The sequence below is a fragment of the Aliihoeflea sp. genome (genome assembly GCF_052435475.1).
Lineage (GTDB): Bacteria > Pseudomonadota > Alphaproteobacteria > Rhizobiales > Rhizobiaceae > Aliihoeflea.
This window is the reverse complement of the sequence record NZ_JBQVMV010000013.1, coordinates 83,973-104,823: the sequence shown is the minus strand read 5'-3', so window position 1 is coordinate 104,823 and position 20,851 is coordinate 83,973. Positions and strand designations below refer to the sequence as shown.

The 20,851-nt window shown below is 62.9% G+C and carries 27 protein-coding genes and 1 tRNA gene; 14 read left to right on the top strand and 14 right to left on the bottom strand.

Annotation, left to right across the window (positions count from 1 at the left end):
• Nucleotides 1-5 precede the first annotated feature (5 nt).
• From ACT6QU_RS14730 to ACT6QU_RS14720, 3 genes are all read right to left on the bottom strand, one after another.
• Nucleotides 6-632: a hypothetical protein gene (locus ACT6QU_RS14730; RefSeq protein ID WP_444565204.1), complete on the bottom strand. Its 627-nt coding sequence runs from the start codon at nucleotides 630-632 to the stop codon at nucleotides 6-8.
• Nucleotides 629-1,828: a hypothetical protein gene (locus ACT6QU_RS14725; protein WP_444836980.1), complete on the bottom strand. Its 1,200-nt coding sequence runs from the start codon at nucleotides 1,826-1,828 to the stop codon at nucleotides 629-631. Before ACT6QU_RS14725 ends, ACT6QU_RS14730 begins: the two co-directional genes overlap by 4 nt.
• Before the next feature lie 64 nt (nucleotides 1,829-1,892).
• The gene (locus ACT6QU_RS14720; protein WP_444565206.1) at nucleotides 1,893-2,741 is read right to left on the bottom strand and encodes a hypothetical protein; all 849 of its coding nucleotides are present in this window, start codon (nucleotides 2,739-2,741) and stop codon (nucleotides 1,893-1,895) included.
• Nucleotides 2,742-2,836: 95 nt separating this feature from the next.
• Here ACT6QU_RS14720 and ACT6QU_RS14715 point away from each other — a divergent pair, with 95 nt between their 5' ends.
• Nucleotides 2,837-3,079 carry a hypothetical protein gene (locus tag ACT6QU_RS14715; protein ID WP_444565207.1) on the top strand — a complete coding sequence of 81 codons (243 nt, stop codon included), beginning with the start codon at nucleotides 2,837-2,839 and terminating at the stop codon, nucleotides 3,077-3,079.
• A 216-nt stretch (nucleotides 3,080-3,295) separates the two neighbouring features.
• On the opposite strand, the gene ACT6QU_RS14710 is transcribed toward ACT6QU_RS14715, so the two are convergent.
• The 7 genes from ACT6QU_RS14710 to ACT6QU_RS14680 form a co-directional block, all read right to left on the bottom strand.
• Nucleotides 3,296-3,454 carry a hypothetical protein gene (locus ACT6QU_RS14710; RefSeq protein ID WP_444565208.1) on the bottom strand — a complete coding sequence of 53 codons (159 nt, stop codon included), beginning with the start codon at nucleotides 3,452-3,454 and terminating at the stop codon, nucleotides 3,296-3,298.
• A complete protein-coding gene (locus ACT6QU_RS14705; RefSeq protein ID WP_444565209.1) occupies nucleotides 3,451-3,780 on the bottom strand; it encodes a hypothetical protein in 330 nt (109 codons plus the stop codon). Before ACT6QU_RS14705 ends, ACT6QU_RS14710 begins: the two co-directional genes overlap by 4 nt.
• 75 nt (nucleotides 3,781-3,855) lie before the next feature.
• The gene (locus ACT6QU_RS14700) at nucleotides 3,856-4,635 is read right to left on the bottom strand and encodes a hypothetical protein (protein ID WP_444565210.1); all 780 of its coding nucleotides are present in this window, start codon (nucleotides 4,633-4,635) and stop codon (nucleotides 3,856-3,858) included.
• A gap of 79 nt (nucleotides 4,636-4,714) precedes the next feature.
• Complete coding sequence (locus tag ACT6QU_RS14695) at nucleotides 4,715-5,035, bottom strand: hypothetical protein (RefSeq protein WP_444565211.1); 321 nt, start codon at nucleotides 5,033-5,035, stop codon at nucleotides 4,715-4,717.
• A complete protein-coding gene (locus ACT6QU_RS14690; RefSeq protein WP_444565212.1) occupies nucleotides 5,032-5,265 on the bottom strand; it encodes a hypothetical protein in 234 nt (77 codons plus the stop codon). Before ACT6QU_RS14690 ends, ACT6QU_RS14695 begins: the two co-directional genes overlap by 4 nt.
• Before the next feature lie 5 nt (nucleotides 5,266-5,270).
• Nucleotides 5,271-5,915: a hypothetical protein gene (locus ACT6QU_RS14685; protein WP_444565213.1), complete on the bottom strand. Its 645-nt coding sequence runs from the start codon at nucleotides 5,913-5,915 to the stop codon at nucleotides 5,271-5,273.
• A complete protein-coding gene (locus ACT6QU_RS14680) occupies nucleotides 5,912-6,088 on the bottom strand; it encodes a hypothetical protein (RefSeq protein ID WP_444565214.1) in 177 nt (58 codons plus the stop codon). Before ACT6QU_RS14680 ends, ACT6QU_RS14685 begins: the two co-directional genes overlap by 4 nt.
• 394 nt (nucleotides 6,089-6,482) lie before the next feature.
• Between ACT6QU_RS14680 and ACT6QU_RS14675 the strand changes: the two genes are divergently transcribed.
• On the top strand, nucleotides 6,483-6,755 hold the full coding sequence (locus ACT6QU_RS14675; RefSeq protein ID WP_444565215.1) for a hypothetical protein: 273 nt from the start codon (nucleotides 6,483-6,485) through the stop codon (nucleotides 6,753-6,755).
• Nucleotides 6,756-7,110: 355 nt separating this feature from the next.
• On the opposite strand, the gene ACT6QU_RS14670 is transcribed toward ACT6QU_RS14675, so the two are convergent.
• Both ACT6QU_RS14670 and ACT6QU_RS14665 read right to left on the bottom strand, forming a co-directional pair.
• Nucleotides 7,111-7,419 (bottom strand): hypothetical protein, encoded by a 309-nt coding sequence (locus ACT6QU_RS14670; protein ID WP_444565216.1) that lies wholly within the window; start codon nucleotides 7,417-7,419, stop codon nucleotides 7,111-7,113.
• A 101-nt stretch (nucleotides 7,420-7,520) separates the two neighbouring features.
• Complete coding sequence (locus tag ACT6QU_RS14665; RefSeq protein ID WP_444565217.1) at nucleotides 7,521-8,030, bottom strand: hypothetical protein; 510 nt, start codon at nucleotides 8,028-8,030, stop codon at nucleotides 7,521-7,523.
• Nucleotides 8,031-9,024: 994 nt separating this feature from the next.
• Between ACT6QU_RS14665 and ACT6QU_RS14660 the strand changes: the two genes are divergently transcribed.
• The 9 genes from ACT6QU_RS14660 (at nucleotide 9,025) to ACT6QU_RS14620 (ending at nucleotide 15,895) form a co-directional block, all read left to right on the top strand.
• Nucleotides 9,025-10,563 carry a hypothetical protein gene (locus tag ACT6QU_RS14660; protein ID WP_444565218.1) on the top strand — a complete coding sequence of 513 codons (1,539 nt, stop codon included), beginning with the start codon at nucleotides 9,025-9,027 and terminating at the stop codon, nucleotides 10,561-10,563.
• A complete protein-coding gene (locus tag ACT6QU_RS14655) occupies nucleotides 10,563-11,462 on the top strand; it encodes a hypothetical protein (protein WP_444565219.1) in 900 nt (299 codons plus the stop codon). The genes ACT6QU_RS14660 and ACT6QU_RS14655 overlap by 1 nt, the downstream gene beginning before the upstream one ends.
• Before the next feature lie 138 nt (nucleotides 11,463-11,600).
• Nucleotides 11,601-12,431, top strand: a complete 831-nt coding sequence (locus ACT6QU_RS14650) for a metallophosphoesterase (RefSeq protein WP_444565220.1) — start codon at nucleotides 11,601-11,603, stop codon at nucleotides 12,429-12,431.
• Nucleotides 12,424-12,774, top strand: a complete 351-nt coding sequence (locus ACT6QU_RS14645) for a hypothetical protein (protein ID WP_444565221.1) — start codon at nucleotides 12,424-12,426, stop codon at nucleotides 12,772-12,774. The genes ACT6QU_RS14650 and ACT6QU_RS14645 overlap by 8 nt, the downstream gene beginning before the upstream one ends.
• On the top strand, nucleotides 12,767-13,498 hold the full coding sequence (locus tag ACT6QU_RS14640; RefSeq protein ID WP_444565222.1) for a hypothetical protein: 732 nt from the start codon (nucleotides 12,767-12,769) through the stop codon (nucleotides 13,496-13,498). The genes ACT6QU_RS14645 and ACT6QU_RS14640 overlap by 8 nt, the downstream gene beginning before the upstream one ends.
• 192 nt (nucleotides 13,499-13,690) lie before the next feature.
• Entirely contained in the window at nucleotides 13,691-13,879 is a 189-nt protein-coding gene (locus ACT6QU_RS14635) for a hypothetical protein (RefSeq protein ID WP_444565223.1), read from the top strand.
• Nucleotides 13,876-14,121 (top strand): hypothetical protein, encoded by a 246-nt coding sequence (locus ACT6QU_RS14630; RefSeq protein ID WP_444565224.1) that lies wholly within the window; start codon nucleotides 13,876-13,878, stop codon nucleotides 14,119-14,121. Before ACT6QU_RS14635 ends, ACT6QU_RS14630 begins: the two co-directional genes overlap by 4 nt.
• Before the next feature lie 33 nt (nucleotides 14,122-14,154).
• Complete coding sequence (locus ACT6QU_RS14625; protein WP_444565225.1) at nucleotides 14,155-14,622, top strand: LexA family protein; 468 nt, start codon at nucleotides 14,155-14,157, stop codon at nucleotides 14,620-14,622.
• A gap of 1 nt (nucleotide 14,623) precedes the next feature.
• Nucleotides 14,624-15,895, top strand: coding sequence for a Y-family DNA polymerase (locus ACT6QU_RS14620; protein ID WP_444565226.1), 1,272 nt, complete (start codon nucleotides 14,624-14,626; stop codon nucleotides 15,893-15,895).
• 515 nt (nucleotides 15,896-16,410) lie between these two features.
• Here the strand turns inward: ACT6QU_RS14620 and ACT6QU_RS14615 are convergent.
• Both ACT6QU_RS14615 and ACT6QU_RS14610 read right to left on the bottom strand, forming a co-directional pair.
• Nucleotides 16,411-16,486, bottom strand: a tRNA-Lys gene (locus ACT6QU_RS14615).
• A 109-nt stretch (nucleotides 16,487-16,595) separates the two neighbouring features.
• Nucleotides 16,596-17,534 (bottom strand): PhzF family phenazine biosynthesis protein, encoded by a 939-nt coding sequence (locus ACT6QU_RS14610; protein ID WP_444836685.1) that lies wholly within the window; start codon nucleotides 17,532-17,534, stop codon nucleotides 16,596-16,598.
• An 81-nt stretch (nucleotides 17,535-17,615) separates the two neighbouring features.
• Here ACT6QU_RS14610 and ACT6QU_RS14605 point away from each other — a divergent pair, with 81 nt between their 5' ends.
• From ACT6QU_RS14605 to ACT6QU_RS14595, 3 genes are read left to right on the top strand one after another with little or no spacing between them, the layout of a single operon-like run.
• Nucleotides 17,616-18,929: an efflux RND transporter periplasmic adaptor subunit gene (locus ACT6QU_RS14605; protein ID WP_444565228.1), complete on the top strand. Its 1,314-nt coding sequence runs from the start codon at nucleotides 17,616-17,618 to the stop codon at nucleotides 18,927-18,929.
• Complete coding sequence (locus ACT6QU_RS14600; protein ID WP_444565229.1) at nucleotides 18,929-19,651, top strand: ABC transporter ATP-binding protein; 723 nt, start codon at nucleotides 18,929-18,931, stop codon at nucleotides 19,649-19,651. The genes ACT6QU_RS14605 and ACT6QU_RS14600 overlap by 1 nt, the downstream gene beginning before the upstream one ends.
• Nucleotides 19,641-20,849 carry an ABC transporter permease gene (locus ACT6QU_RS14595; RefSeq protein WP_444565230.1) on the top strand — a complete coding sequence of 403 codons (1,209 nt, stop codon included), beginning with the start codon at nucleotides 19,641-19,643 and terminating at the stop codon, nucleotides 20,847-20,849. Before ACT6QU_RS14600 ends, ACT6QU_RS14595 begins: the two co-directional genes overlap by 11 nt.
• Nucleotides 20,850-20,851 lie beyond the last annotated feature (2 nt).

The window sequence follows — 20,851 nt, the reverse complement described above, 5'->3', positions numbered from 1 at the left end:
AGTAGCTATACGGAGATAGGACCCGTATATTCGAGAAACCGGCCTTCCCGATCCATAGAAATATAGGCCCTTTTCGACCGTCGGCCGACGACCATGAAGACGACGTTGCCGTCGTCGTTCCCTAGCAGCCGCAAGCGCTCCGCGTCGGGGCCGACATGCGTCGCGTCTTTCGCTTTCGTCGGGATGATACCTGCATTCACTAGAAATGAACGGTTTTGTCGCGCGACGCCAAAGGCTCGCTTTCGCCGACGACGTCGGAAAAGTCCCCACACCGAACCGATGAGGGCGATGGATACGGACCAGATCACAGCGTAAACAAACGCGGCTACAAAACCGGCACCCGGATTTGCTTCGTTCCAAGTCGGCAATACTAGGCATGCCCAGGCGAGCACGACGCCCAGGCCTAACAGCATGACGTTTCCAACTATTGTCTTCGCCACCGTCCCGGCAAGTCCCCGCTCGTGCCCTTCGGTGAGTCCTCGCCCTGCTAAGGCCGGCAGGGTGAGAGCGCCGGTGAGCACGGCAAATGCAAAGGCCTGCGCCGTATCGTATTTCAGCCATCGCCACAGGTCACGACCGGCCGATGCCCCGAAGCCGAAGGCTGCTGCCGTGGCGATATCCCTAACAGTCATGCTGGTGTCGCAAGCTTTGGCATTTTCTTGAAAACGAGCGCCGACGCCAATCTAATCGGCTTCGAGATCATCCAAGTCGCCCACAGTAACCAAGCCAACGCGGCCATCAGCGCTGCAATGACATCAAAAAGCATATTGCCCAGTTTGAAAGCGCTTTTACCAAGAATCCTAAGCCGAGCAGCCATGGTCGTTTTAGCGCGTTCCGAAAGCTTCGCTAATTTGGCAGCGTCAGCGAAATTGTCGCTGAGATTGATACTTTTGACAGCCGCTTTCATACTCGCGTTCGAGCCCACTCTAGAGATGTCGTCGGTCATCCTCTGCAGCTTGGCGATTTCACCCTGGCGGAAGACCCCCGTCACCTTCTTGACGAGCGAGCCTCCGATCTCGGACTTGATGGGTGCTATACCTTGACGGATTTCCGAAGATCGGAGATTGGCCGGGGACTTTCGGAACCGCGTCATGACCGTCTCGTAAGATGGAAAAGATACGCTCGACCAAATCTGTCTCGCATTCGACACAGTGAACAGTTCACGAACTGCTTTCGTATCGACCGAATTCTTTGCTGCGTCTCCAACATGTTTTAATAGCCCAGAAGGAATAGTGCCGGCCGCTTTAGACGCCTTCGACGCCGTTTTGAAAGCAGACACGCCGACATCGACGGCTGTCCCGCCGGGCACAAAATTTGCAGCTGTCGTCGCTACTCCCAACAGAGATATAGCCAAAATCACCGCGCTATATTCTCGGCCGGAAGCCAAATTGAACCCCTCGATACCTAAATCTCGGAGATCTCCAATCACAAGAAAATCTGAGGAGACTGAGCCACCCATGGCATAGATATTGTAGACGCGTCCCGTAACGAGACCGTCTGCAAAAGATTTCGCATTCGTAATGTATGCGGTCTGCTCCAGCCGTGTGATTTCGTTTGTGATCGATGCAGGTAACACCTCGCCATTTTGAGCAGCAAGATCGGCGATTATCTTGGCATCCTCCAGATCACCTTCATCGATCGCAACCCGTGCGTGCTCCTCGAATTCACCTCGATCTATCCGTGACAAAGCGTACTCGGAAATTTCGAACGGGTCCGTATGTCGATAAGCAAGGAGAGCAGCGTCTCGCCAAGGCGACGCCGTAAACGCAAGGGCGCTGCCCGCCAATCCAAACCAGCTGACCAGACGAAACACATGACGTATGCGCAACGGAAGTCCCCCGACCTAACCGAGCGCGAAGATATCCACCTATGGTAGCGTTGTCACCGGAATTCTAGTGCCTCATCCCCGGCGGCGGCACCGTATAATTATCGTCGTCGTCAGGGATCTCCGCAAGGATCTCGCGCAGCTCCTCGGGCGTCACGCCGAGGCTCTCCGCATACTGCTCGTCCGTTAAATCCGGATCCGTCATCTGAACGAACGGCAACGCGAACGCAGCGCGCTCTAAGCGGTGCCGGCGCGTCTCTGCCATCCGGACTTCCATGCTCCGCGCAGCGTTACGCATGCGGTGAACCCGGAACGCCCGCTCGTCGCTGTCAGGGATCTCGAGATCGAATCCATTGTCCTGCACACGCGCGTTCACATGCGCCAAGACGCGTTCGGCTCCATCAACCGAGATCCCGGACGGCATTGCGCCTCCTGCTTTCATATCGACGTATTCGACGCGCGAAACCCCCAGCATCGGGGCGACCTTGGCGTCGCCGATGCCCCTCAGCCGTGCCAGGCGCTCGATCTGAGCGACGCAAGCGCGGATTCGGAAGAATTCGTCCTCGGCCGTTTCTTCGGCCGATTTCGGCGTTGGCGACGCCGATGTCGCTATCACGGCCGGGACCGCCTCTGGGGCAACGCGTCGGATTTCCTGACCGTCTTGAAGCATCCACAGACTGGAGAACGCCCGCAGCGCCGTGACCGGGTCTTCGTGACCGACAAGGCGGTACTCGCGTCCGGACCCCGTAATGCCGACGCCTGAGGCGGGGTCGAACTTGACCAACGGCGTCGAGGTCCGGTTCAGGCCAAGGTCGTCGATGCCCGCAAGGATCGGTGCCTGGGGCGAGCGGGAGCCGTCCGGACGCCAGATCTGGAGGAACGCCCAGGCTGTCAGGGTACGAGGAGCTTTCGACATCAGTGCCTCCAAGCGGATGAAGGCGCTTCCGGAGCCGGAACCGCGGCTTCGAGTTCCGCGATCGGAACGAGGTCGACAAGCTCATGCGGAACCCCATGGCCCAAGCAATATTGCCGGATCATCCGCCACGTATCTGGATGGGGCTCTGCCAGCCGCTCGTCGCCTACCAGTCGGTACAGGCGGCCGGACATCGTGACAGCGGTTCGCTCGGCGGGATCGAAGGTCTTCACGTCAGTCGTCATCCGGATCCGGTCAGTTTCGACAGGGATCCCGACAAGAGCGAAAAACTGGTGGCCGAAACAGTCGGGACCGACCCGAGCTACGACCCAATCCTCTAGAAGGACTTCCGGCTGGATTTCTACCGGCGGCGCTTTTGACATGTCGTGATCTCCCCTGTTCAACCACGAGACTGCGGCCGCCGGCGGCAACCGACAAACCGCCGGCGAAAGGTGTATCCGGCCGCTCGCGAAGGCGTAGACCGGAAATCAATAACGCTCGTAAGTAGCCGAAAAAGCCACTTACGAGCGTTATTGAGAGCGAAAATCTCAATGAATTCAGTAATCGGCCTCGCGGCGGCGCTCTTCCTCGCGGTCGCGTTCGGCCGCGTCCAGACGGCGCTTGAGGAACGCGAGTTCGTCGACGTCGAGGTTCGCGATCGCGCGGAGCATAGCTTTCGCCGCGGCCGGGTCCGGCTTCTCGTTCGGGGCACTCATTCCGCGCGCTCCACGATCATGTATCCCCACTTCAGGCGCGTCTTCTTCTCGCCTCGCTCGACGACGGGCACGATCTGCGACTGCAGAGCGAACAGCTCGTTTATGTCGTCCAAGGTGTGGCCCTCGGCGACTCGCGCCGCGACGAAATCGGCGACGGCTTCATCGCGGTCGGCCAGCGCGCGACGGAACTCGTCCTTGACCGCTTGGTCCTCGCGCGTGCGGATCGGCGTCGTCGTGAGAACCGACGACATCCGCTCAATGTATGTGCGCTCGACCGCCTCGGCGGCGGCCTCCGGCTCGGGCTTCGCGGTCTTGCGTGGTGCCATCGTCGTCTCCCCTGTGAATGGACTTCAGACGATAATGATGGGTCGCCGGCGCGCACCGCACAAACCGCCGGCGGGTTACGTATTCGTCCGTTTCGCCAGGGCGCGCTGCAGTTCTTCAGCGAAGCGGGCTTGGGTGCCGTATTTTCGGTGCGTCGCGATGACGGCGTCGGCGTATTTGAACCGCGCCGCTTGATACCGCGCCTGCTCGGACATCGAAACAAGCGCGCGCAGCCGTCCCGTCGTCCGGACCGACTTGATGCCCCGGACCCGGATTGGTGCCGCGAGCGAGCGTTCCGGACGCACCCAATAGCCCTTCCATCCCTTGACCGTGCCGAAGAAGCCTGGTTTGTTCTTGCTGCGTGTCACCCAGCTCAGGTCTGCCTTCCCCTTTTTCGGCGAGGCCTTCGCGGCCGCCCGGCGCGTGCGGAGTTTCGCGCGCTGGTCGCGTTCCCGCTTTGCCTTCTTCGCGGTCTGCGCAAGGTACCGTCGAGGGACGTTACTGTGACGGTCTTCCTTGTCGGCCCCGACGACGACATCCCATGGGGTCGCGCCGACGTCGCCCTTTCGGCGGACCCCGCCGAAAACCTGGAAGCGGAGATACTCTTCCTGCTCCGGACGCGCGAAGATTGTCGCTTCCATCCGCTGGCCGTCTTTTTTGTCGGCTTTCTTCACAAGGAAGGCGCTCAGGGTGAATGCGTTCGGCCGGTCGAAGTCCTTCTCCATCTGAGCACGCAGCGCCGTCCTCGACTGGAACGCGATCTCGTTGAGATACCCCCGCGCAGCGTCCGGAAGCGCACGCTTTTCGATGTCGTTCAGCTGGCGCTCAAACGCTCTAAGGTCGACGGTGAAAGCCATTACTCGCCTCCAAATAAAGAAACCCCGGCCGAGGGGAACGCAGCCGGGGTCAGGAAGAAACGGCTCAGCTCAAACCGTCTCATTCATGCTCACCCGCCGGCGTGCGAACGACAAGGGACATCGCGCGACGGTGCATGAAATCGTCGAGCAGGGTTGCGGCGTCGCGGGAAACCGTGTCGTGGACGAGCATGCCGTCGTATTCGAGCAGCGTTTCTACGACCCTTTCCGCCGGCGGGGGAAGACGATGGATTCGGGCGTCCATATCCTCGAGCGCGATCCCGACCTCGTCGTATGCCATCAGCAGGGTCACGATGGATGCCTTGAGGTCGTCAGGATCGACGAGATGCCCGGCGACGTGCAGGGACAGGATCGCCCGGGGCGTGCGCGCGTTCTCGGTCAATGAAGCGTCCTCCCCTCGGCCGGGTCGCGATCTGCGACGCACGTGCATGCTTCGTCTTCGCGCTCGATATAAGCGACGGCCTCGGCCAGGCGGCCGGACACGATCCGGCGAACGGTGATCTCGCGGACGTAGAGCGCGAGGACGACGGCACAAGCGGCGGACAGGACGCCCGAGGTCCATAGGAGTGCGAGTACCGCTCCGAGGAACGCGAACGCGGGGATGGATTTCATCGTGGTCACCCCGCCATCATCGCGTCGATGCGCGCGTCGAGCCGGTCGATCTGGGACTCAAGGAAAACGATTTCCGTCTCAAGGTCGTCGATCTGAGTCTGCAGCTCCTCGACGAGAGAGAGCATCGGCCGGCCGGCGGCCAGGTACGTCGTCATCGCCGAGGTCGAACCCCAAACGGATTCCGCCAGCGACCAGCCGTCGGTCATGAGCTGAACGCTGAAGTCGAGGTGTGGATATGCAGGGTCGTTGCCGAGCGTGACCGAGAGCACCGAGGGACCGTAGATGCCGCCCTGGCTCGCTTCTAGAATTCGGTGATCGCCGCCGAAAATGGCTCCGTAGAGTCCTCGGATCGAGCCGAGCGAGTACCGGACCGGCAGCCGCTGCAACGCCGGGTCGATGCCGTAGATGGCTTGATAGAGCGACCCTTCGATCGAAGGTCCGTCGAACACGGTCTGGACGTCGCGGGGGTTGGACGCCAGGCCGGTATCGTCAGCGCCCCAAAGTACGCTGCTGTAAATCCGGTCGAGGTCCGCGTTGATCGTCGCGATCTGGGTCGCGAGGTCGCCCTCGCCCGCCGGTCCGGCCGCGACTTTCTGCTCGAGGTAATTTAGACGCAGCGCGACGCTGATGAAGTCCGCCGACGCCCTCATCTCCGGCTCCCGATCTTCGCCGGCCGTACGGACTTGCGGCAGTCGAGGAGCGCGGCCGGGTCCGCCGGCGCGGTGGGCAACGCAGCCAGGGCGGCGGCGATCTTTGCGTCGATCTGGCGGCCTTCGGCTGCGAGGCGCTTCAGTTCAGATTCGGGGGGTTCCGTGTTTGACATGTCAAACGTCTCGCGTTTCGGCGGTCGCGCGACATGTCGCAAAAACGGCGATCGGGACGTCGGGCCTGCGCACCGACGTCATCACACTTTCGACTACCGGGGCCGCCTGACGACAGGCTTCAAGCGTTGCGAACTGATTGATGCGGAAGCCTGTGCAAGCCTCGTTAGACGTGCCGGGGTTTACACACACGCGAGAGCGAGAGCGAACGTCTTCGTAATGAACATTGCCGGCAGCCTCCGATCGTTGAAGACGATGGTCGCCTAGGGCGGTGCAAGATCCAAACACCGGCGGTCGGTCCTCCCCTAATTTCGTTACTCACAAATAATGCTTGCGCCGGCCCGCCGGTGGGCTCATATTTTGTGAGTAACGAAATTTGAGACGGAGGACGAAGCCATGGAAGAACAGAAGAAGGCGAAGCGGGGACGCCCGGCGAAAACTGGCATGGCTAGGACAGCCGCCCAGCGTCAGAAGGCGTACCGGAAGAGGAAGGGTGATGCAGAGTTTATGATCGAGAGGTTCGCGAAGGACCTTCCCGCCGAACTCGCGGCTATCGAAGAGGCGCTGCAGCTTGTCAGCGTAGACCGACATCGGGCCGCGTTTTCGGCGGTTGGCTACATAAGGTCTGCACTAGAAGACGCTCAGAAGTTCGTCGACGCGCGCGGCTAGCGGTCGAAAGGATCCCCTTGGCGCTCGATACCCATTCGCCACCGTTGCCCGTATGACGCCTGCCGGCGGTAGCGAACGGCGAGCTTAAGAACCTCGTGAGCGAGATCCGGAGACGACGCGACGTTGGCCGACGACAGACCCGCCAGGCGGTGACCACGGGCGACATCCGACCTCGCGAAGCCACGGTTGTTCGCATTCCGGGCATGGTCGGGATCGGCGGCGGCAACCGTCTTCAGTGCCGCCAGCGCAGCGATCACGGCGTCACTACGGGCGTTCTCAGATTCGAGATTCGAACTTCGAGATCCGCGTGGACGAAAACCGGAGTAATGGGGAGACGCCGCACTCACGCCCGACGTCATCCCTGCCGCCCGGCCGCGATCGGAATCAGGTCCCGGGCTTCGAGCCGGCCCATGCGACGTCGTACCCTATCGATGGCTTCCTTCCGGTCGTATCCACGGCTCACGAGCAGGTTCACGGCGGCCCGAGCGATGTAACCCGAAAGCTTGTCAGCATTGCTCGAGAGCCGAACTAGGACCGCGACGGCGTCGGAGACCGCGCCGTCTACAGCATCCGTTTCAGGACACTGGCGCTCGCGCAAACGCTTCCGATAACGGATCATCCGCTGTCGCTGCGCCTCCGCCGTTCCCGAAATCTCGCGTGGCATGTCGACCTCCCACCGTCACTACGTTCGACCTCGCATAGGCCCGAGCGTCACTACGGAATGAGTTTGGCGCGGCCACTTGCAAGGAAGAATGCGGTCGCCGGCTACTTAGGAAGTTTCTCTCTGAGCCTGCCGGCCGCGATGTCGCTGCGCGTGGTCAATGGAACGCCTGGCGCGTGGGGGAATGCCCGGGCGAGTTCGGCGAGGACGGCTTGGGCCGCAGGACCTCCCGCTCGGATCAGTGAGATGGCCGCATCGGCGAGGCCCTCACGGACCGTAGACGGCGAAACCGGGGTTGTCCCGGCCTCCGACATGGATTTCCGGCGAGCACGGCTCAACGCTGCTTTCTCGCGATTGTACGCACGTCTCGCGACGTCGCTCATCGAACGCACGGTAGTCGCAGGCTGCTGGCGACCTCGGAGCAGAGCTTCGGCGAGGCCGGACGGTATCGGCCGCTTCGCTGCCAGCCGGTCCTCGATGTCGCGGCGTCGTTGAAGTCGTGCCTCCGCATGACTTGCCACCAAAGCGTCGAGTTCTGCCGCCGGAAGTGATGGAGCTCGCTTTGCCGCTACGGCGGCGATGAGGTCTTCCAGGTCGATTTGCGTTGTGGTCATGTCGTCAATCCTCCGAGGTCCGTCAGATCATGCTCATCCACCGGCGCGCACGGCGCAACACCGAAGCTGCGTTTGACGCGTCAAACACGAATTAGGCCGCGCCCCGGACGACGCCTGCGGCGCACCCTCGACTTCGATTATCTTCCGGACCTCGCCAGCTGCTGCTTTGAATCCGTATGCGGTGATGTCGGGAAGGTACGAGGTCCATTATCTCGGGGGCGAGTTCGATCGGCATGGACCCCGGATTCCATTTGTTCGGCGCAGGCCTTGGGTTCACTCTGGCCAAGATGAAGGGGCAGGACCAAAGCCCCAGCCCCGCGCAGCGGCCCGGCGGCCGAAGGCCCCACCTCTTACACCGCGTCCGCCAGCTTCAATTCCGGAGGGTCTGTATGCGCGATCAGTTCCGGCCGAATCCGTTATCCGGAGGACGGTCGAATCCGAATCTGTCCGGACCTCGGATTCCGTCGAATTCGAATCCGTCTCGGACCAGCATTTAGAATCAGGGAACTCGGTGTCGAGAAATCGAGCCCGAAACCTCGGCGTTACCTGGGTTTGTCAACAAGGTCTAAAACCCACATTTCCCAGAATTAGAGTTTGCTTATGGATGTCTAAAACCCACATTTCCCAGGATTTGCCGACTAAAACCCATTGAGCCAATTTACATGGGTTTCAAAGATCGAAACCCGCAATGTTCGCCGCGAGGTTTTAGTCGGAACCCTGATCGGGAAAGGCGTCTAACAGCCTGTCGGATTAAAACCCGTCATCCTGAACGGAGGGGATTCAACGACCAAATCCCGTCGCCTCCAACGCAACGGGATTTGGTGCTTGTCCCATTCGCGCCGGTGGATGACCATCGTTGTAGACGATGGAGAAACTGCCGATGACGACCCCTAGCTATCATATGCCCACACAGACGACCCAGCCGAGGGGACCCCGTCCGCCATTTCAGCCGTCAGCGAGAGGCACGCTGGCAAAGGCTCTCGACAAACCGGGCATGCTGACGAAAGTCGCGCCGGAGTCGCCGCGACCAGTCGAGATGCTAATGGGCGTGTCTGTTTCCGGCCCCTCGCTTTCGTCTTTCGATTATACTCTCCACGATCTGCTCGTTTCGCATGCGTACGAAAACGACAAGTCGATGGAGGAACGGTCGTACTCGATCTCGATGCGCCATGCTCTCCGATACCTCGGTACCGACGCACGACGGGAAGCAGTCCAGGCCTCCCTCGACAAAATGCGCGACGTCCGCCTTTCGTTCTCGTCCAAGGACGCGGCGCGCCGATACGCGGATGTCCCGATGACGGTCGCCTGGCGCGAGATCGCCGAAGACGACGGCAACGAAGCTATCGGTTACCAGTTTCCGGAACCCATCCATGCTCTCATGCGTCGGATGCCACGCTACGCCTATATCGAACTCGCAGCGATCGGTGACGGCCGGATGTCGAGCAAGTACTCGCAGGCTCTGTATCGCTACCTTGCAGCGGCGGCGTCGGAAGTGAAGTGGTCACCGGATGAGGATGAAACTAATTCGGTGACCGTGTCGCTTTCGCCTGACGAACTCGCCGACATCGTAGGCTTCCCGAGGAAAGGCCCCGCACCTTTTGGGAAACTCCAGGAGCGGGTCTTGAGGCATATTGAGAACGACTTCGCCGGGGTTCGACGCTTCCGCACCCAGATAGAGATCGTGCGCAAACCGGGTCGCGGCCGGCCGGTCGTTTCGGTCAACTTCCATCTTCAAGTCGCTGCGCCGAGCCATTACGTCGCGCGCGGCAACGAATTCCATGTGCGACAGGTAGGCGGCCGGGTCGGCGGCACGGACGACGCCCGGTTCAGAGTTCGATCGAACCTTTGGATCCGCGCGGCAAATACATTCACCAGCATCGCTCCGACGACTCTCAGCAACCGCGATTTCTTCGATGCGTGGAGCCTCGCGCTCAAAGAAGCGCTCGATGCCGTGCCGCTAACCGACGGCTACCACACCCGCCGGTTCCGCGGCCCCTCCCTCCTCGCAGCGGTCGACGCCGACGGAGCCGACGCCGCTGCGTGGGGTTTTTTGGAAGAGGAGGCCCGCAGCCGGGATCTGATCAACAATTTCACGAGCCGTGCGCAGCACAAGCGCATTCAAGTCGCGCACAAGGATCGTCTCGAAAGGTCGGGGCACCGGCAGTCGATCAAAGAAGTTCCTTCCATCGCTCCGGCCGATCCGGCCGAAGGGTTTGAGGTCGCCGAGCTCGCTGCCATGGCACCGCTGTCCGCGCCGAAAACCTTCGCGGACTGTGCCACCATCGAAATCGACCTGGATGCAGATGCATTCTCTTCGTTCGGAGCCGAGGCAGAGATCGAAAGGATTGTGCTGGAGCCACTGGTGAGCCGGTCCTGGAGCGGCGACAGGAACGTCGAGTTGAAAGTCAAATGGCATCGGCCGGACAGGTCGATTGACACATTCGCGTTGGAGATCAAGCCGACGGCCGGCGAGTGGCGTTCGGTGATGCGGTCGATCGACAGCTTTATCGGCGGGGCGGAAAGGTACCTGTGATGAGCGTTGATTTTGATTATTCGAAACCACACGACGCAGTGCTTCTGCTGCTGGAGGACTTGCCGCATCTTTGGGGGCAACTCGAGCGTTTCAAGGAGATCATCGCTCTTGCGAAGGCTCATGCTGCAAGATGGTCGGGCGAAACCGTAGTTCCTCTCTATCTGCGGCACTACCCATACGGCGGGATGCGTCAGCCACACAGCTTCCCGATCGGGAACTATCCGGTCGACGAAGCGGGCATGGACGAGCTTTGCAAGCTGATTCCGGAAGCGGAGCTATGCGCGTTTCGGAAGCGGTTCGAGCCAATGTCGAAATCGAACGCCAGCGTCAGGAACGCTGTCCGAAAAAATGACGATAAGGTCGTGTTGCCGAAGGCACCTTCTGGGCCGGTCGTCCGAGCCGAAATCCCAGCCGACCGCGTTCTCCCTTCCCTTCGGTTCTTCCTGAATCCAGACGCCAGGAGGCAAGCAAACGAACTCGAAAAGCGTTTGGAGAACATCGAGAACACCGCGAAATGGAACGGCGGCGTACGGGTGATGGAGAGAGAGATCTTTCCGAAATTCGACGACGAATGGAGCGAACTCGGCCGGCTCGACGCCGCGCTCGGCGGCGAACTCCGAGAAGCCTTGCTTGCCGTCGGACGGCACCCGCGTCTCCATGTCGATTGGCACAACCTTCTGTACATTCTGAGGTTGGGCAACCCGAACGATGTCAGGCACGCATGCCGAAAGGTCCATGCGCTGGTCGCCTATGGCTGCATGCAAGGCAACTATTGCCTCCCCGACGATTGGGACTCGAAGCCGTTGCCGACTGATCCGGAGATCATCCGCGCGGGTGAGATGGCGTACTACCGTGCAGCCGAACTCGAAGAGTCGATTGCGCACCGACCTCATCGATAGCCTCGCCTTCCCCGATCGCACTCCATTAACTCCCCCGGCGCACAACCGAAAACAAGGGGCTCACAACTTCCCCGCGTATCCCTATATCGTCCGCTCGGCGTCGGGTTTCGTTTGACGCGTCAAACACGGAGGTAATGGATGCGTGTATGGATCTGGTCGGATACGCATACTGAAATGCAAAGCGTCCGGCTTCCCGATAGCGCACCCGCCGGCATGGACGTTCTCGTCATCGCGGGCGACCTTGCGCACGCCGACGAAGTCGAGTTCGAACTCGAGTATCTCGCCGGCCGGTACGAGCTGCCGATCGTGTTCGTCCCGGGCAACCATGAGTTCTACGTCGACCCGCATCGGAGCTTCTTGCATCGCGGCGTCGCCATCGACCGCGACACGATGCAGCGGATAAATGCAAAGAGCCGGTCGTGGGCGAAGCCCGTTCACGTCCTCGACGACAGCCAGGTCGTGATCGACGGCGTCCGGTTCCTCGGCGCGACTTTGTGGACGGACTTTGCTTTCGACCGAGCCGCCGAGGCCGAGGGCTACTCCCCGGAAGAGATCACCGTCGAAAACATGAAGTTCGCGCGGATGTCGATGCAAGACTACCATCGCATTCCCGGCCTCGATGCCGCCCGCGTTCTCGAAATGCATCGGACCTCGCGCGACTTCTTGTGCCGACAACTGGCACACGATTTCGCCGGACGCACTGTGGTCGTGTCGCACCACGTCCCGCACCCGTCCGCAGAGCCTCCAATCTACAGAAATGAACCTGGAAACGGCTACTTCACGAACTCAGCGGGTGCATTTGGCGAGATCCTTGAGGCCGGCCGAGGTCCGGACTTATGGATTTTCGGCCACACACACTACCCGATCGACGTCGAAATCGGCCGAACCAGATTGCTGTGTAACCCCCACGGCTATCGCGGTCGGGAAGACGGAAACGGTTTCGATTGGGGGGTGGTCGCGGATGTCTAATTCTGACGAGAAGCCGGCGTGGGATCCGGACGGCGTCGTGCCGGAGCATGAGCGGGAGCGTCTCGAGCTTCATATCGAGGACGCCTACGGCCGTCCACGTACCGACTTTCGGGCGATCGCGTACACGGAGGTGATGTGGTCCGGATGGGAATGCGATCACGCCGTCGTATTGATCGAGATCGACGGCAAGCGTGAGGTCCAAATGATCGGGGGCGTTTTCTATCCCGGCGACAAAGGTGCCGCCACAATGCTCCGGGAACGGCTGCAGGCGTACCGCGAAGCGATCGTGGATACGGAGCGCTTCCTTGCGGCGCTCGAAGACGGGGAGCACCGCGATGCCTGACGTCGATGCATTCTTCGAAGCGCAAGACGAGATGCAGGAGCATCTTGAGTCCCGGTTTCCTTGGCTCAAGCCGCTGCTACCAAGCTGGAGGTACGAGATCGGGAAGGGCTGGCTCAAGATTCTCGAAGACTTCTTCGCTGAGGTGGAAGCCGCGATGGCCGGTGGCAAGGGATTCCAATTTACAATGGTAGGCAGGCGGCTTGGCAGGCTGCGTGTGTTTTATCTGGTCGACGCGGACGTACCTGCCGATGTTGAGGCTCGCATCGCTGTTGCGCGTCAGCTTGCTATCGGTCGGGCGTATAGTACCTGCGAAGTCTGTGGCGCGCCCGGGCAGATTTATTCCATCCACCGACGATGGGTCGTGTCGTGCGAAGCACACGTAGAATTGGAAGACAGCGAAGTGAAGCCGTTTCGGCGCATCACCGACTATACCGGCACCATCAGCGGATCACTTCAGGTTCAGTATCCCCCCGAACAGGACCGGCTCGTCCGTGTCGCCCGTTGGCGCGAAAGGTCAGTCATCAGCGAGAAGGAGGATGCCGACCTGCTCGCTGAGGCGACGCGAGCTATTGAAGCCGCCCGTGCTGCCGAACGGCTGGCAGACGCTCAGGAGGAGATAGCGGGCGAAGGCAAGATGTCCGACCTCGACCCGGACGCGACCGAAATCGACATGATGGAAGAAGCGAGCCGGCTACAACGGGAGGCTCGCGATGACGAAGCGTGAGCAACTCGGCGGAATCAGATGGATGTGTACATGCTGCTTTGCGGAAGGTCCCGGTGACTGGCCCGAGGTCTGTCCGGCCTGCGGCGAGGGAGGCGCGTGGTATTCGCCTCCCGGCAATGACCCTCGACCAGCCAAGGCATGCTGGGACGCGCTGCTCTCGATGTTCCCTCCCCCAATCAAGAAGCGACACTGATGACTGACACAGAATGGATTTGCGGGTCATGCACAGCGAACGGCAAGGCCGAGCAGCCAGACGAGTGTCCCGATTGTGGGGAGACCCATCTCTGGAACTTCCCGGCGGATGCGATCATTCCCGTCGCCCTGCGCTACAGCCGCTTCCTCGACCGGATGAAGTCGGCTTTCAGGAGGACGCTTCATTGACGGATCTCGAGAGACTCCGAACTCGCGCGATCCGAGGCGACGCTGGCCGCCCGCTCGAAATCCTCTCCCGGGTTCCGGACAGGAAGACGGATCCAGGCGACGAACTCTACGACCTGCCGCTCGAAGATCAGCAGCCGGACGACGGACGCCGCGATCCTTGGTGGTTTATGCCGCTTGCGCTCGTGATGTGGGCGCTCGTTGCCCTGACCGTCGTCATCCTGCTCGCCGCAATCTTCGACTGACGCATCGTCCGATCACATCTTCGCCGACAGGGCTTGCTCCAAGGAATATGTTCCCTTTATGTTCTCTCCATGCTGTCGCCCGTCTCCATCCCGATTCCGCTTCCGTACAAGGACTACCGCTTCGTCGCGGTCACGGTCCCGGCCGGCTTCCCATCTCCCGCCGCCGACGACCAGGAAGACGTCATCGACCCCTTTGCCTGGGTCGTCCGGCACGAAGCGGCGACGTACTGGTGGCGCGTGTCAGGTGACAGCCTCGTCGATGTCGGCATCCTCGACGGGGACCTCGTCGCGGTCGACAGGGCGGGGAAGGTGCGCCCAGGTCGGATTGTCCTTGCGGTCGTCGACGGCGGCGTCACGGTGAAGGTCGCCGAGCGTCGGGACGGCCGCGTCTGGCTGATGCCTAGGGCTGCTGGCCGGGGCTTCGAGCCGATCGCCGTCACCGAGACCACCGAGATCTGGGGCGTGGTCGCCGGCGTCGCGCGGCGATACCCAGTCGACTGAGATGAGTGGCCCGATCGCGCTCATCGACTGCAACAATTTCTACGTCTCGTGCGAGCGCGTCTTCGATCCCGGCTTGGTCGGGATCCCCGTCATCGTCCTGTCGAACAACGACGGCTGCGCGGTCGCGAGATCCGATGAAGCGAAGGCGCTCGGGATAAAGATGGGCGAACCCCTTCACCTCATCCGCGACAAGGTCCGGCGACACGGCATCAAGGTGCTGTCGTCGAACTACACGCTCTACGGCGATATGAGCCGCCGCGTCGTCGACGCGCTGCACGCCTTCTCGCCCCGCATGGAGGTGTATTCGATCGACGAGACGTTCGTCGACCTCTCCGGTTTCGGAGGCAGGATGGCCGACCAGGCGGCCGACATGCGCGCGGCGGTCCGGACGTTGACCGGCATCCCGACATGCGTCGGGATCGGGCCGACGAAGACGCTTGCCAAGCTGGCGAACCACGCTGCCAAGAAAAATCCGGTTTTCCATGGGGTCGCGGATTTCACGGAAAAGCGGGTCCGGGACTATTGCATGCCGAGGATCGCCGTCGGGGAGGTCTGGGGCGTCGGGTCGCGGACCGAAGCGAAGCTGGCGGCGCAGGGCGTCAAGACGGTCGTCGAGTTGCGGGACATGCCGCTCTCACTGGCCAGGAAAGTCGGCACCGTCGTTCTCGAGCGGACCGTGGCCGAACTTCAGGGTGTCCGCTGCATCGACATCGAGGACGTGGAGCCACAGCGGAAGGGAATGGCGGTGACGCGGTCGCCGGGCAAGCCGATCGCCGATGTCGACACGATGGTGAGCGCGGTCACGGCGCACGCGACGCGCGCGGCGGAGAAGCTGAGGCACCACGGCCTCGTGGCCGGGGCGATCACCGTCTTCTTCCACACGAACCCGCATCGGCCGGACCTGCCCCGGCGGCATGCCAGCAAGTCGGTCACCTTGAAGCCGATGTCGGCCGACACGTTCGATCTCGTAGAGGCCGCGGTGCGCTGCGTCCGCGCCGCCTGGCGGGACGACAAGCCATATGGGTACACGAAGGCAGGGGTCATGCTCGATGACCTGCTTCCGGCCGAGGCGGCTCCGCGCACCTTGTTCGAGTTCGGGCGCGAAAGGAACGTGCGGCTCATGGGAGCGCTCGACGCCGTCAATGACCGTTTCGGCAGGAAGACGCTCGTTCTCGGCAGCGAAGGGTTCCGGAAGGACTGGCATCTGAAAGCGGAAATGCGGACCCCACGCTATACGACCCGCATCGCGGAAGTCCCCGTAATCCGGGTCTGACTGCCGGCGTCCTTGCGCCGTGCGTCCCGGCGACCAACCCTTAATCTGGGGAACGGGGAGACGCTGCGATGCGAACGAACGAACGGACGTGGACCACCAACGAAAAACTGACGCTGGCGGAGGCCTGGCTGTCCGGACGCCCGCGCGCCGAGATCGCGAGGGCGATGGGTCGGACGACGTCGTCGGTGACCTCGGCCGCATGCAAGATGTCGCTCCCGTCGCGGGGGAACACGGGAGATGGTTTCGCCCGCGATGCCGTTATCGGGAGAATCCGGCCGTGCATGACATGCGGGGACGTCATGCACAGCGAGGGCCCGCATCATCGGATGTGTCACGGTTGCCGGGGTGCCGCGTGATTCGAAAAGGTCACGCAGACGAACGCCCCTCAAATCCGTTGACGTGAACGAAAGAAGAACAAAGAATACAACTAGATAGCGGGTGCGACCGAAACGTGACCTTCGCTACCGACCGCTGACGGAAGGGTCACAGCAAACCCATGAAAACAAAGGAGAAAATGGTGGGTGATGTAGGGATCGAACCTACGACCCGCTGATTAAGAGTCAGCTGCTCTACCAACTGAGCTAATCACCCGGCCACCGGGTCGCCAGGGCGTCCCGAAGAAGCCGCGTCTATAGCCACTCACTTTCGCGCTGTCCAGCGCCTGGGCGAAAGTTTTTCGCGAGCGCGCGATGCCGCATGGTCAGGCGAAAAGCGTGCCTTCCGCGACCTTGACCGCGTGTCCGCCGATCCGCGCTGCGGTGATGGCGCCGCCTTCGACGTCGATCTCGAGCCGGATGCGCGAGGGGCGGCCCATTTCGATGCCCTGTTCGATCCAGTACCGGTGGGACCCCGCGCCCGGCTGGTCGAAATGGTGGATCGCACCGGCGAAAGCGGCGGCGGCCGAGCCGGTCGCGGGATCTTCCGGGATGCCCAGATATGGCGCGAACATGCGCGCGTGGAAGGCGCAATCATGGCCGACCGTCTCGCGGCAATAGACATAGGCGTCGGCGATGATGCCATCCACCTGCGGCGCGATTTCGGCCCAAAGCGCGCCGTCGCATCTGGCGCGGGCGGACGCGTCGAGCCCGGCGACCGGAACGGTGACATAGGGCACGCCGGCCGTCCAAAGCTGCGGCACATGGTTCTCGAAGCCGATCTCATGCGCGCCAAGCCCCAGCGCGGCGGCGAAGGAGGCCTTGTCGACTTCACAGTCGAGGCGCTCGGGCAGACGCGGCAGGTCGAACTCGGCGAAGGCGGCGTCGCCCTCACGCGAGACCGCGCAGCGCACGAGGCCGATCTTCTGTTCGAGCACCAGGATCGAAAGGTCGGTCGGTTGCCCGCCATCCGAAAGCGCGACGGCGGTGCCGACGGTCGGATGGCCGGCGAAGGGAAGCTCACGGCCGGGCGTGAAGATGCGCATGGCGGCCGCGTGGCCCGGCGCCTCGGGCGGCAGCACGAAGACGGTTTCGGAGAGGTTGAATTCCTTCGCGATCTTCTGCATCGCGCCGTCATCGAGCCCGTCGGCGTCGAAGACGATGGCGAGCGGATTGCCCGCCAGCACCTGGTCGGCGAAGACGTCGTAGACGGCGTAGCGGCGGGCGGAAGTCACGGATCGGGCTCTCCTCAAGGTGGCCGACATGGCCAAACTTTAATTTGTAATCGGGGCGCTTTGGGGCGATCTGTCAAGCATAGGGACATATCGAGCGCCAGGCTTCGTCAGATGGATCAGATCGCCGGCCGGCCGCAAGGGCCCTCCGCGCACAGCGCAACTCCGAACATTTCCGATGCGCTCGGCCTCGGCACGGCAAAACGCAAAAAGCGTCGCTGGCCGCTCGTCGCGGGACTACTTCTGCTCGGCGCAGCCGGCGCCGCCTACACTCTCTTCGCCCCCTCCTCCGCGCCGCAGGTCAGCTACCGCACCGTGCCGGCCGAGCGTGGCGCCCTGAGCGTCGAGGTGTCGGCGACAGGAACGCTCGCGCCGCTGACGCAGGTCGACGTGTCGACGGAACTGTCCGGCGTCGTGCGCTCCGTTTCCGTCGACGAGAACCAGCGGGTTTCGGCAGGCGACGTCCTTGCCGTGCTCGACACGGGCCGGATCGAGGCGCAGATCGAACGTGCCGAGGCGAATGTCGCCGCCGCCGCCGCCCGCGTGCTCGACGCCGAGGTGACGCTGACGGAAACCCGCCAGGCGCTCGCCCGCGCCGAGCAATTGGCAAGCCGCGGCATGGTCGCCGACCAGGCGCTGGAGACATCCAGGGCCGCCTTCGACCGCGCCGACAGCGCCGTCGCCATCGCCCGCGCAAACCAGGACATTGCCGAGGCGGAACTGAAATTGCAGCAGGCCGATCTCGACAAGAGCACGATCTACGCGCCGATCGACGGCATCGTCCTGACGCGCTCGCTCAATCCCGGGCAGACGGTTTCGGCCTCGACGCAGGCGCCGATCCTGTTCGTCATCGCCGAGAATCTGGAACGCATGGAATTGAAGGCGGCGATCGACGAGGCCGATATCGGCCAGGTCGCCGAGGGCCAGACGGCGCGCTTCACGGTCGATGCCTTTCCGACCCGCCGCTTCGACGCCGAGATCAGCGACATCGCTTATGCCTCCGTTGTCACCGAAGGCGTCGTGACCTATGAGGCGCGGCTGGCGGTGACCAATGACGAGCTTTTGCTGCGCCCCGGCATGACCGCGACGGTCGACATCGTCACCCGCGAGGCCGAGGACGCGCTTCTGGTGCCGGCCTCGGCATTCCGGTTCAGCCCCGCGGTTGCGCAAGAGCGGTCCTCGGGCTTTGGCCTGCAGGCCTTGTTCTCGCCGCCGCGCATGGGCATGGGCCGCGGCGGGCGTGGCGGCGGCAATCGCGGCGAAGCGCGACAGGCGGCCGATCCCTCGCAGCGCACGCTCTACGTCATGGAAAACGGCGAGCCGCAGGCGACCCGCGTCACCACCGGCTCCAGCGACGGCGACCGGATCGAGATCGTCGACGGTTTGCAGGAAGGCGCCGAGATCGTCGTCGGCACGCGGGAGCGGTGATGAACGTCCACGCCGAGCCGCCGCTTCTCGCCTTCGCCAAGGTCTGGAAGACCTACGGCGCGGGCGAAGCGCGCGTCGACGCGCTGGCGGGCGTCGACCTGTCGATCCGGCGCGGCGAGTTCGTCGCAATCATGGGGCCGTCGGGCTCGGGCAAGTCGACGGCGATGAACATCATCGGCTGCCTCGATACGCCGAGCGAGGGCCGCTACGATTTCCTCGGCGTCGATGCCGGCACGCTCGATCGCGGCCGCCGCGCGGTCCTGCGCAATCTCTATATCGGCTTCGTCTTCCAGGGCTACAATCTCCTCGCCCGCACGACGGCTGCGGAAAATGTCGAACTGCCGCTGATCTATCGCGGCGTGCCCGCGAAAGAGCGCCGCGGCATGGCGATGGAAGCATTGGCGAAGGTCGGGCTTCAGGGACGCGAGGACCACACACCGGGCGAACTTTCCGGCGGCCAGCAGCAGCGCGTCGCGATCGCCCGCGCCATCGTCGCCAATCCGACTCTGCTCGTCGCCGACGAGCCGACCGGCAATCTGGATACGGCCCGCAGCCACGAGATCATGGAACTCCTCACCGGGCTGAACCGCGACCAGGGCCTGACCATCGTCATGGTCACGCATGAATCCGACATCGCCGCCTTCGCGGACCGGACCGTCGGCTTTCTCGACGGCAACATCGCCTATGATCGCGTGAATACGGAGGCGGCCCTTGTTTCTTGAGACCGTCCGCCTCGCCTTGCGCTCCGTGCGTCGGAACGCGCTGCGCTCGTTCCTGACGCTGCTCGGCATCGTCATCGGCGTCGCCGCCGTCATCGCCATGATCACGGTCGGGTCCGGCACGACGGAGAAGGTCAAGCAGGACATCTCCAATCTCGGCAGCAACCTCCTGATGGTCTCGTCTGCCCGCCCCTCGCGCGGCGGCACCACCAATTTCACGCCGCGCCGGCTCGACGCCAGCGACCTTGCGGCGATCTCGTCTTCGCTCTCCGGCGTCGATGCGGTCTCGGGCGCGGCGCAGCGGCAGGTGCGAATCGTCTACGGCGCCGACAATTTGACCGCCGAGGTCACCGGCACCGACACCGAATATTTCGCTGCGCGCAACTGGGAGGTCACGCTCGGCCGCGCCTTTTCCGAGCAGGAGGCGCGCTCCGGCGGCAATGTCTGCGTCATCGGCCAGACGGTGCGCTCGACCCTTTTCGGCGCCGGCGATCCGCTCGACCAGCCGATCCGCGTCGGTCAGATGAGCTGCCGAGTCATCGGCGTTCTGGAGGCCAAGGGCACCGCCGGCTTCGGCCAGGACCAGGATGCGACCGTGCTGATGCCGCTGCCGACCTTCCAGCGCCGCATCGCCGGCAACCGCGACATCGGCACCATCTTCGTCGCCGCGCAGGACGGGGTCGCGACGAGCGGGGTCGTCGTCGACATCGAGCAGATCCTGCGCGAAAACCGAGGCATTTCGCCCGGCCAGGAAGACAATTTCCAGGTCCGCGACATGACCCAGATCGCCGACGCGGTGACGAGCACGACGCGGGTCATGACCGGTATGCTGGGCGCGCTCGCCAGCGTCAGCCTGCTCGTCGGCGGCATCGGCATCATGAACATCATGCTGGTGTCGGTGACCGAGCGCACGCGCGAAATCGGCATCCGCCTCGCCATCGGCGCGCATGAGCGCCACATCCTGCTTCAGTTCCTGGTCGAGGCGACGGTGCTGTCGGTGCTGGGCGGCATCATCGGCGTTGTCATCGGCCTGTCGCTCGCCGGCCTCGCAGCGATGAGCCTTTCGATCCCGTTCGTGCCGAGCCTTGCCGTCATCGCGCTCGCGGTCGGCTTTTCGGGCTTGATCGGCATGGTGTTCGGCTTCTTCCCGGCCCTGCGCGGCGCCCGGCTCGACCCGATCGTCGCCTTGCGCCACGAGTAACC

What these genes read in the sequence shown, in the direction of transcription:
- ACT6QU_RS14705 (WP_444565209.1), bottom strand. Translation starts at nt 3,780, where the DNA reads ATGGCACCACGCAAGACCGCGAAGCCCGAGCCGGAGGCCGCCGCCGAG.
- ACT6QU_RS14690 (WP_444565212.1), bottom strand. Translation starts at nt 5,265, where the DNA reads ATGAAATCCATCCCCGCGTTCGCGTTCCTCGGAGCGGTACTCGCACTC.
- ACT6QU_RS14730 (WP_444565204.1), bottom strand. Translation starts at nt 632, where the DNA reads ATGACTGTTAGGGATATCGCCACGGCAGCAGCCTTCGGCTTCGGGGCA.
- ACT6QU_RS14655 (WP_444565219.1), top strand. Translation starts at nt 10,563, where the DNA reads ATGAGCGTTGATTTTGATTATTCGAAACCACACGACGCAGTGCTTCTG.
- ACT6QU_RS14640 (WP_444565222.1), top strand. Translation starts at nt 12,767, where the DNA reads ATGCCTGACGTCGATGCATTCTTCGAAGCGCAAGACGAGATGCAGGAG.
- ACT6QU_RS14605 (WP_444565228.1), top strand. Translation starts at nt 17,616, where the DNA reads ATGGATCAGATCGCCGGCCGGCCGCAAGGGCCCTCCGCGCACAGCGCA.
- ACT6QU_RS14685 (WP_444565213.1), bottom strand. Translation starts at nt 5,915, where the DNA reads ATGAGGGCGTCGGCGGACTTCATCAGCGTCGCGCTGCGTCTAAATTAC.
- ACT6QU_RS14700 (WP_444565210.1), bottom strand. Translation starts at nt 4,635, where the DNA reads ATGGCTTTCACCGTCGACCTTAGAGCGTTTGAGCGCCAGCTGAACGAC.
- ACT6QU_RS14600 (WP_444565229.1), top strand. Translation starts at nt 18,929, where the DNA reads ATGAACGTCCACGCCGAGCCGCCGCTTCTCGCCTTCGCCAAGGTCTGG.
- ACT6QU_RS14670 (WP_444565216.1), bottom strand. Translation starts at nt 7,419, where the DNA reads ATGCCACGCGAGATTTCGGGAACGGCGGAGGCGCAGCGACAGCGGATG.
- ACT6QU_RS14715 (WP_444565207.1), top strand. Translation starts at nt 2,837, where the DNA reads ATGGCCCAAGCAATATTGCCGGATCATCCGCCACGTATCTGGATGGGG.
- ACT6QU_RS14610 (WP_444836685.1), bottom strand. Translation starts at nt 17,534, where the DNA reads ATGTCGGCCACCTTGAGGAGAGCCCGATCCGTGACTTCCGCCCGCCGC.
- ACT6QU_RS14675 (WP_444565215.1), top strand. Translation starts at nt 6,483, where the DNA reads ATGGAAGAACAGAAGAAGGCGAAGCGGGGACGCCCGGCGAAAACTGGC.
- ACT6QU_RS14720 (WP_444565206.1), bottom strand. Translation starts at nt 2,741, where the DNA reads ATGTCGAAAGCTCCTCGTACCCTGACAGCCTGGGCGTTCCTCCAGATC.
- ACT6QU_RS14635 (WP_444565223.1), top strand. Translation starts at nt 13,691, where the DNA reads ATGACTGACACAGAATGGATTTGCGGGTCATGCACAGCGAACGGCAAG.
- ACT6QU_RS14680 (WP_444565214.1), bottom strand. Translation starts at nt 6,088, where the DNA reads ATGTCAAACACGGAACCCCCCGAATCTGAACTGAAGCGCCTCGCAGCC.
- ACT6QU_RS14710 (WP_444565208.1), bottom strand. Translation starts at nt 3,454, where the DNA reads ATGAGTGCCCCGAACGAGAAGCCGGACCCGGCCGCGGCGAAAGCTATG.
- ACT6QU_RS14650 (WP_444565220.1), top strand. Translation starts at nt 11,601, where the DNA reads ATGCGTGTATGGATCTGGTCGGATACGCATACTGAAATGCAAAGCGTC.
- ACT6QU_RS14620 (WP_444565226.1), top strand. Translation starts at nt 14,624, where the DNA reads ATGAGTGGCCCGATCGCGCTCATCGACTGCAACAATTTCTACGTCTCG.
- ACT6QU_RS14665 (WP_444565217.1), bottom strand. Translation starts at nt 8,030, where the DNA reads ATGACCACAACGCAAATCGACCTGGAAGACCTCATCGCCGCCGTAGCG.
- ACT6QU_RS14660 (WP_444565218.1), top strand. Translation starts at nt 9,025, where the DNA reads ATGCTGACGAAAGTCGCGCCGGAGTCGCCGCGACCAGTCGAGATGCTA.
- ACT6QU_RS14645 (WP_444565221.1), top strand. Translation starts at nt 12,424, where the DNA reads ATGTCTAATTCTGACGAGAAGCCGGCGTGGGATCCGGACGGCGTCGTG.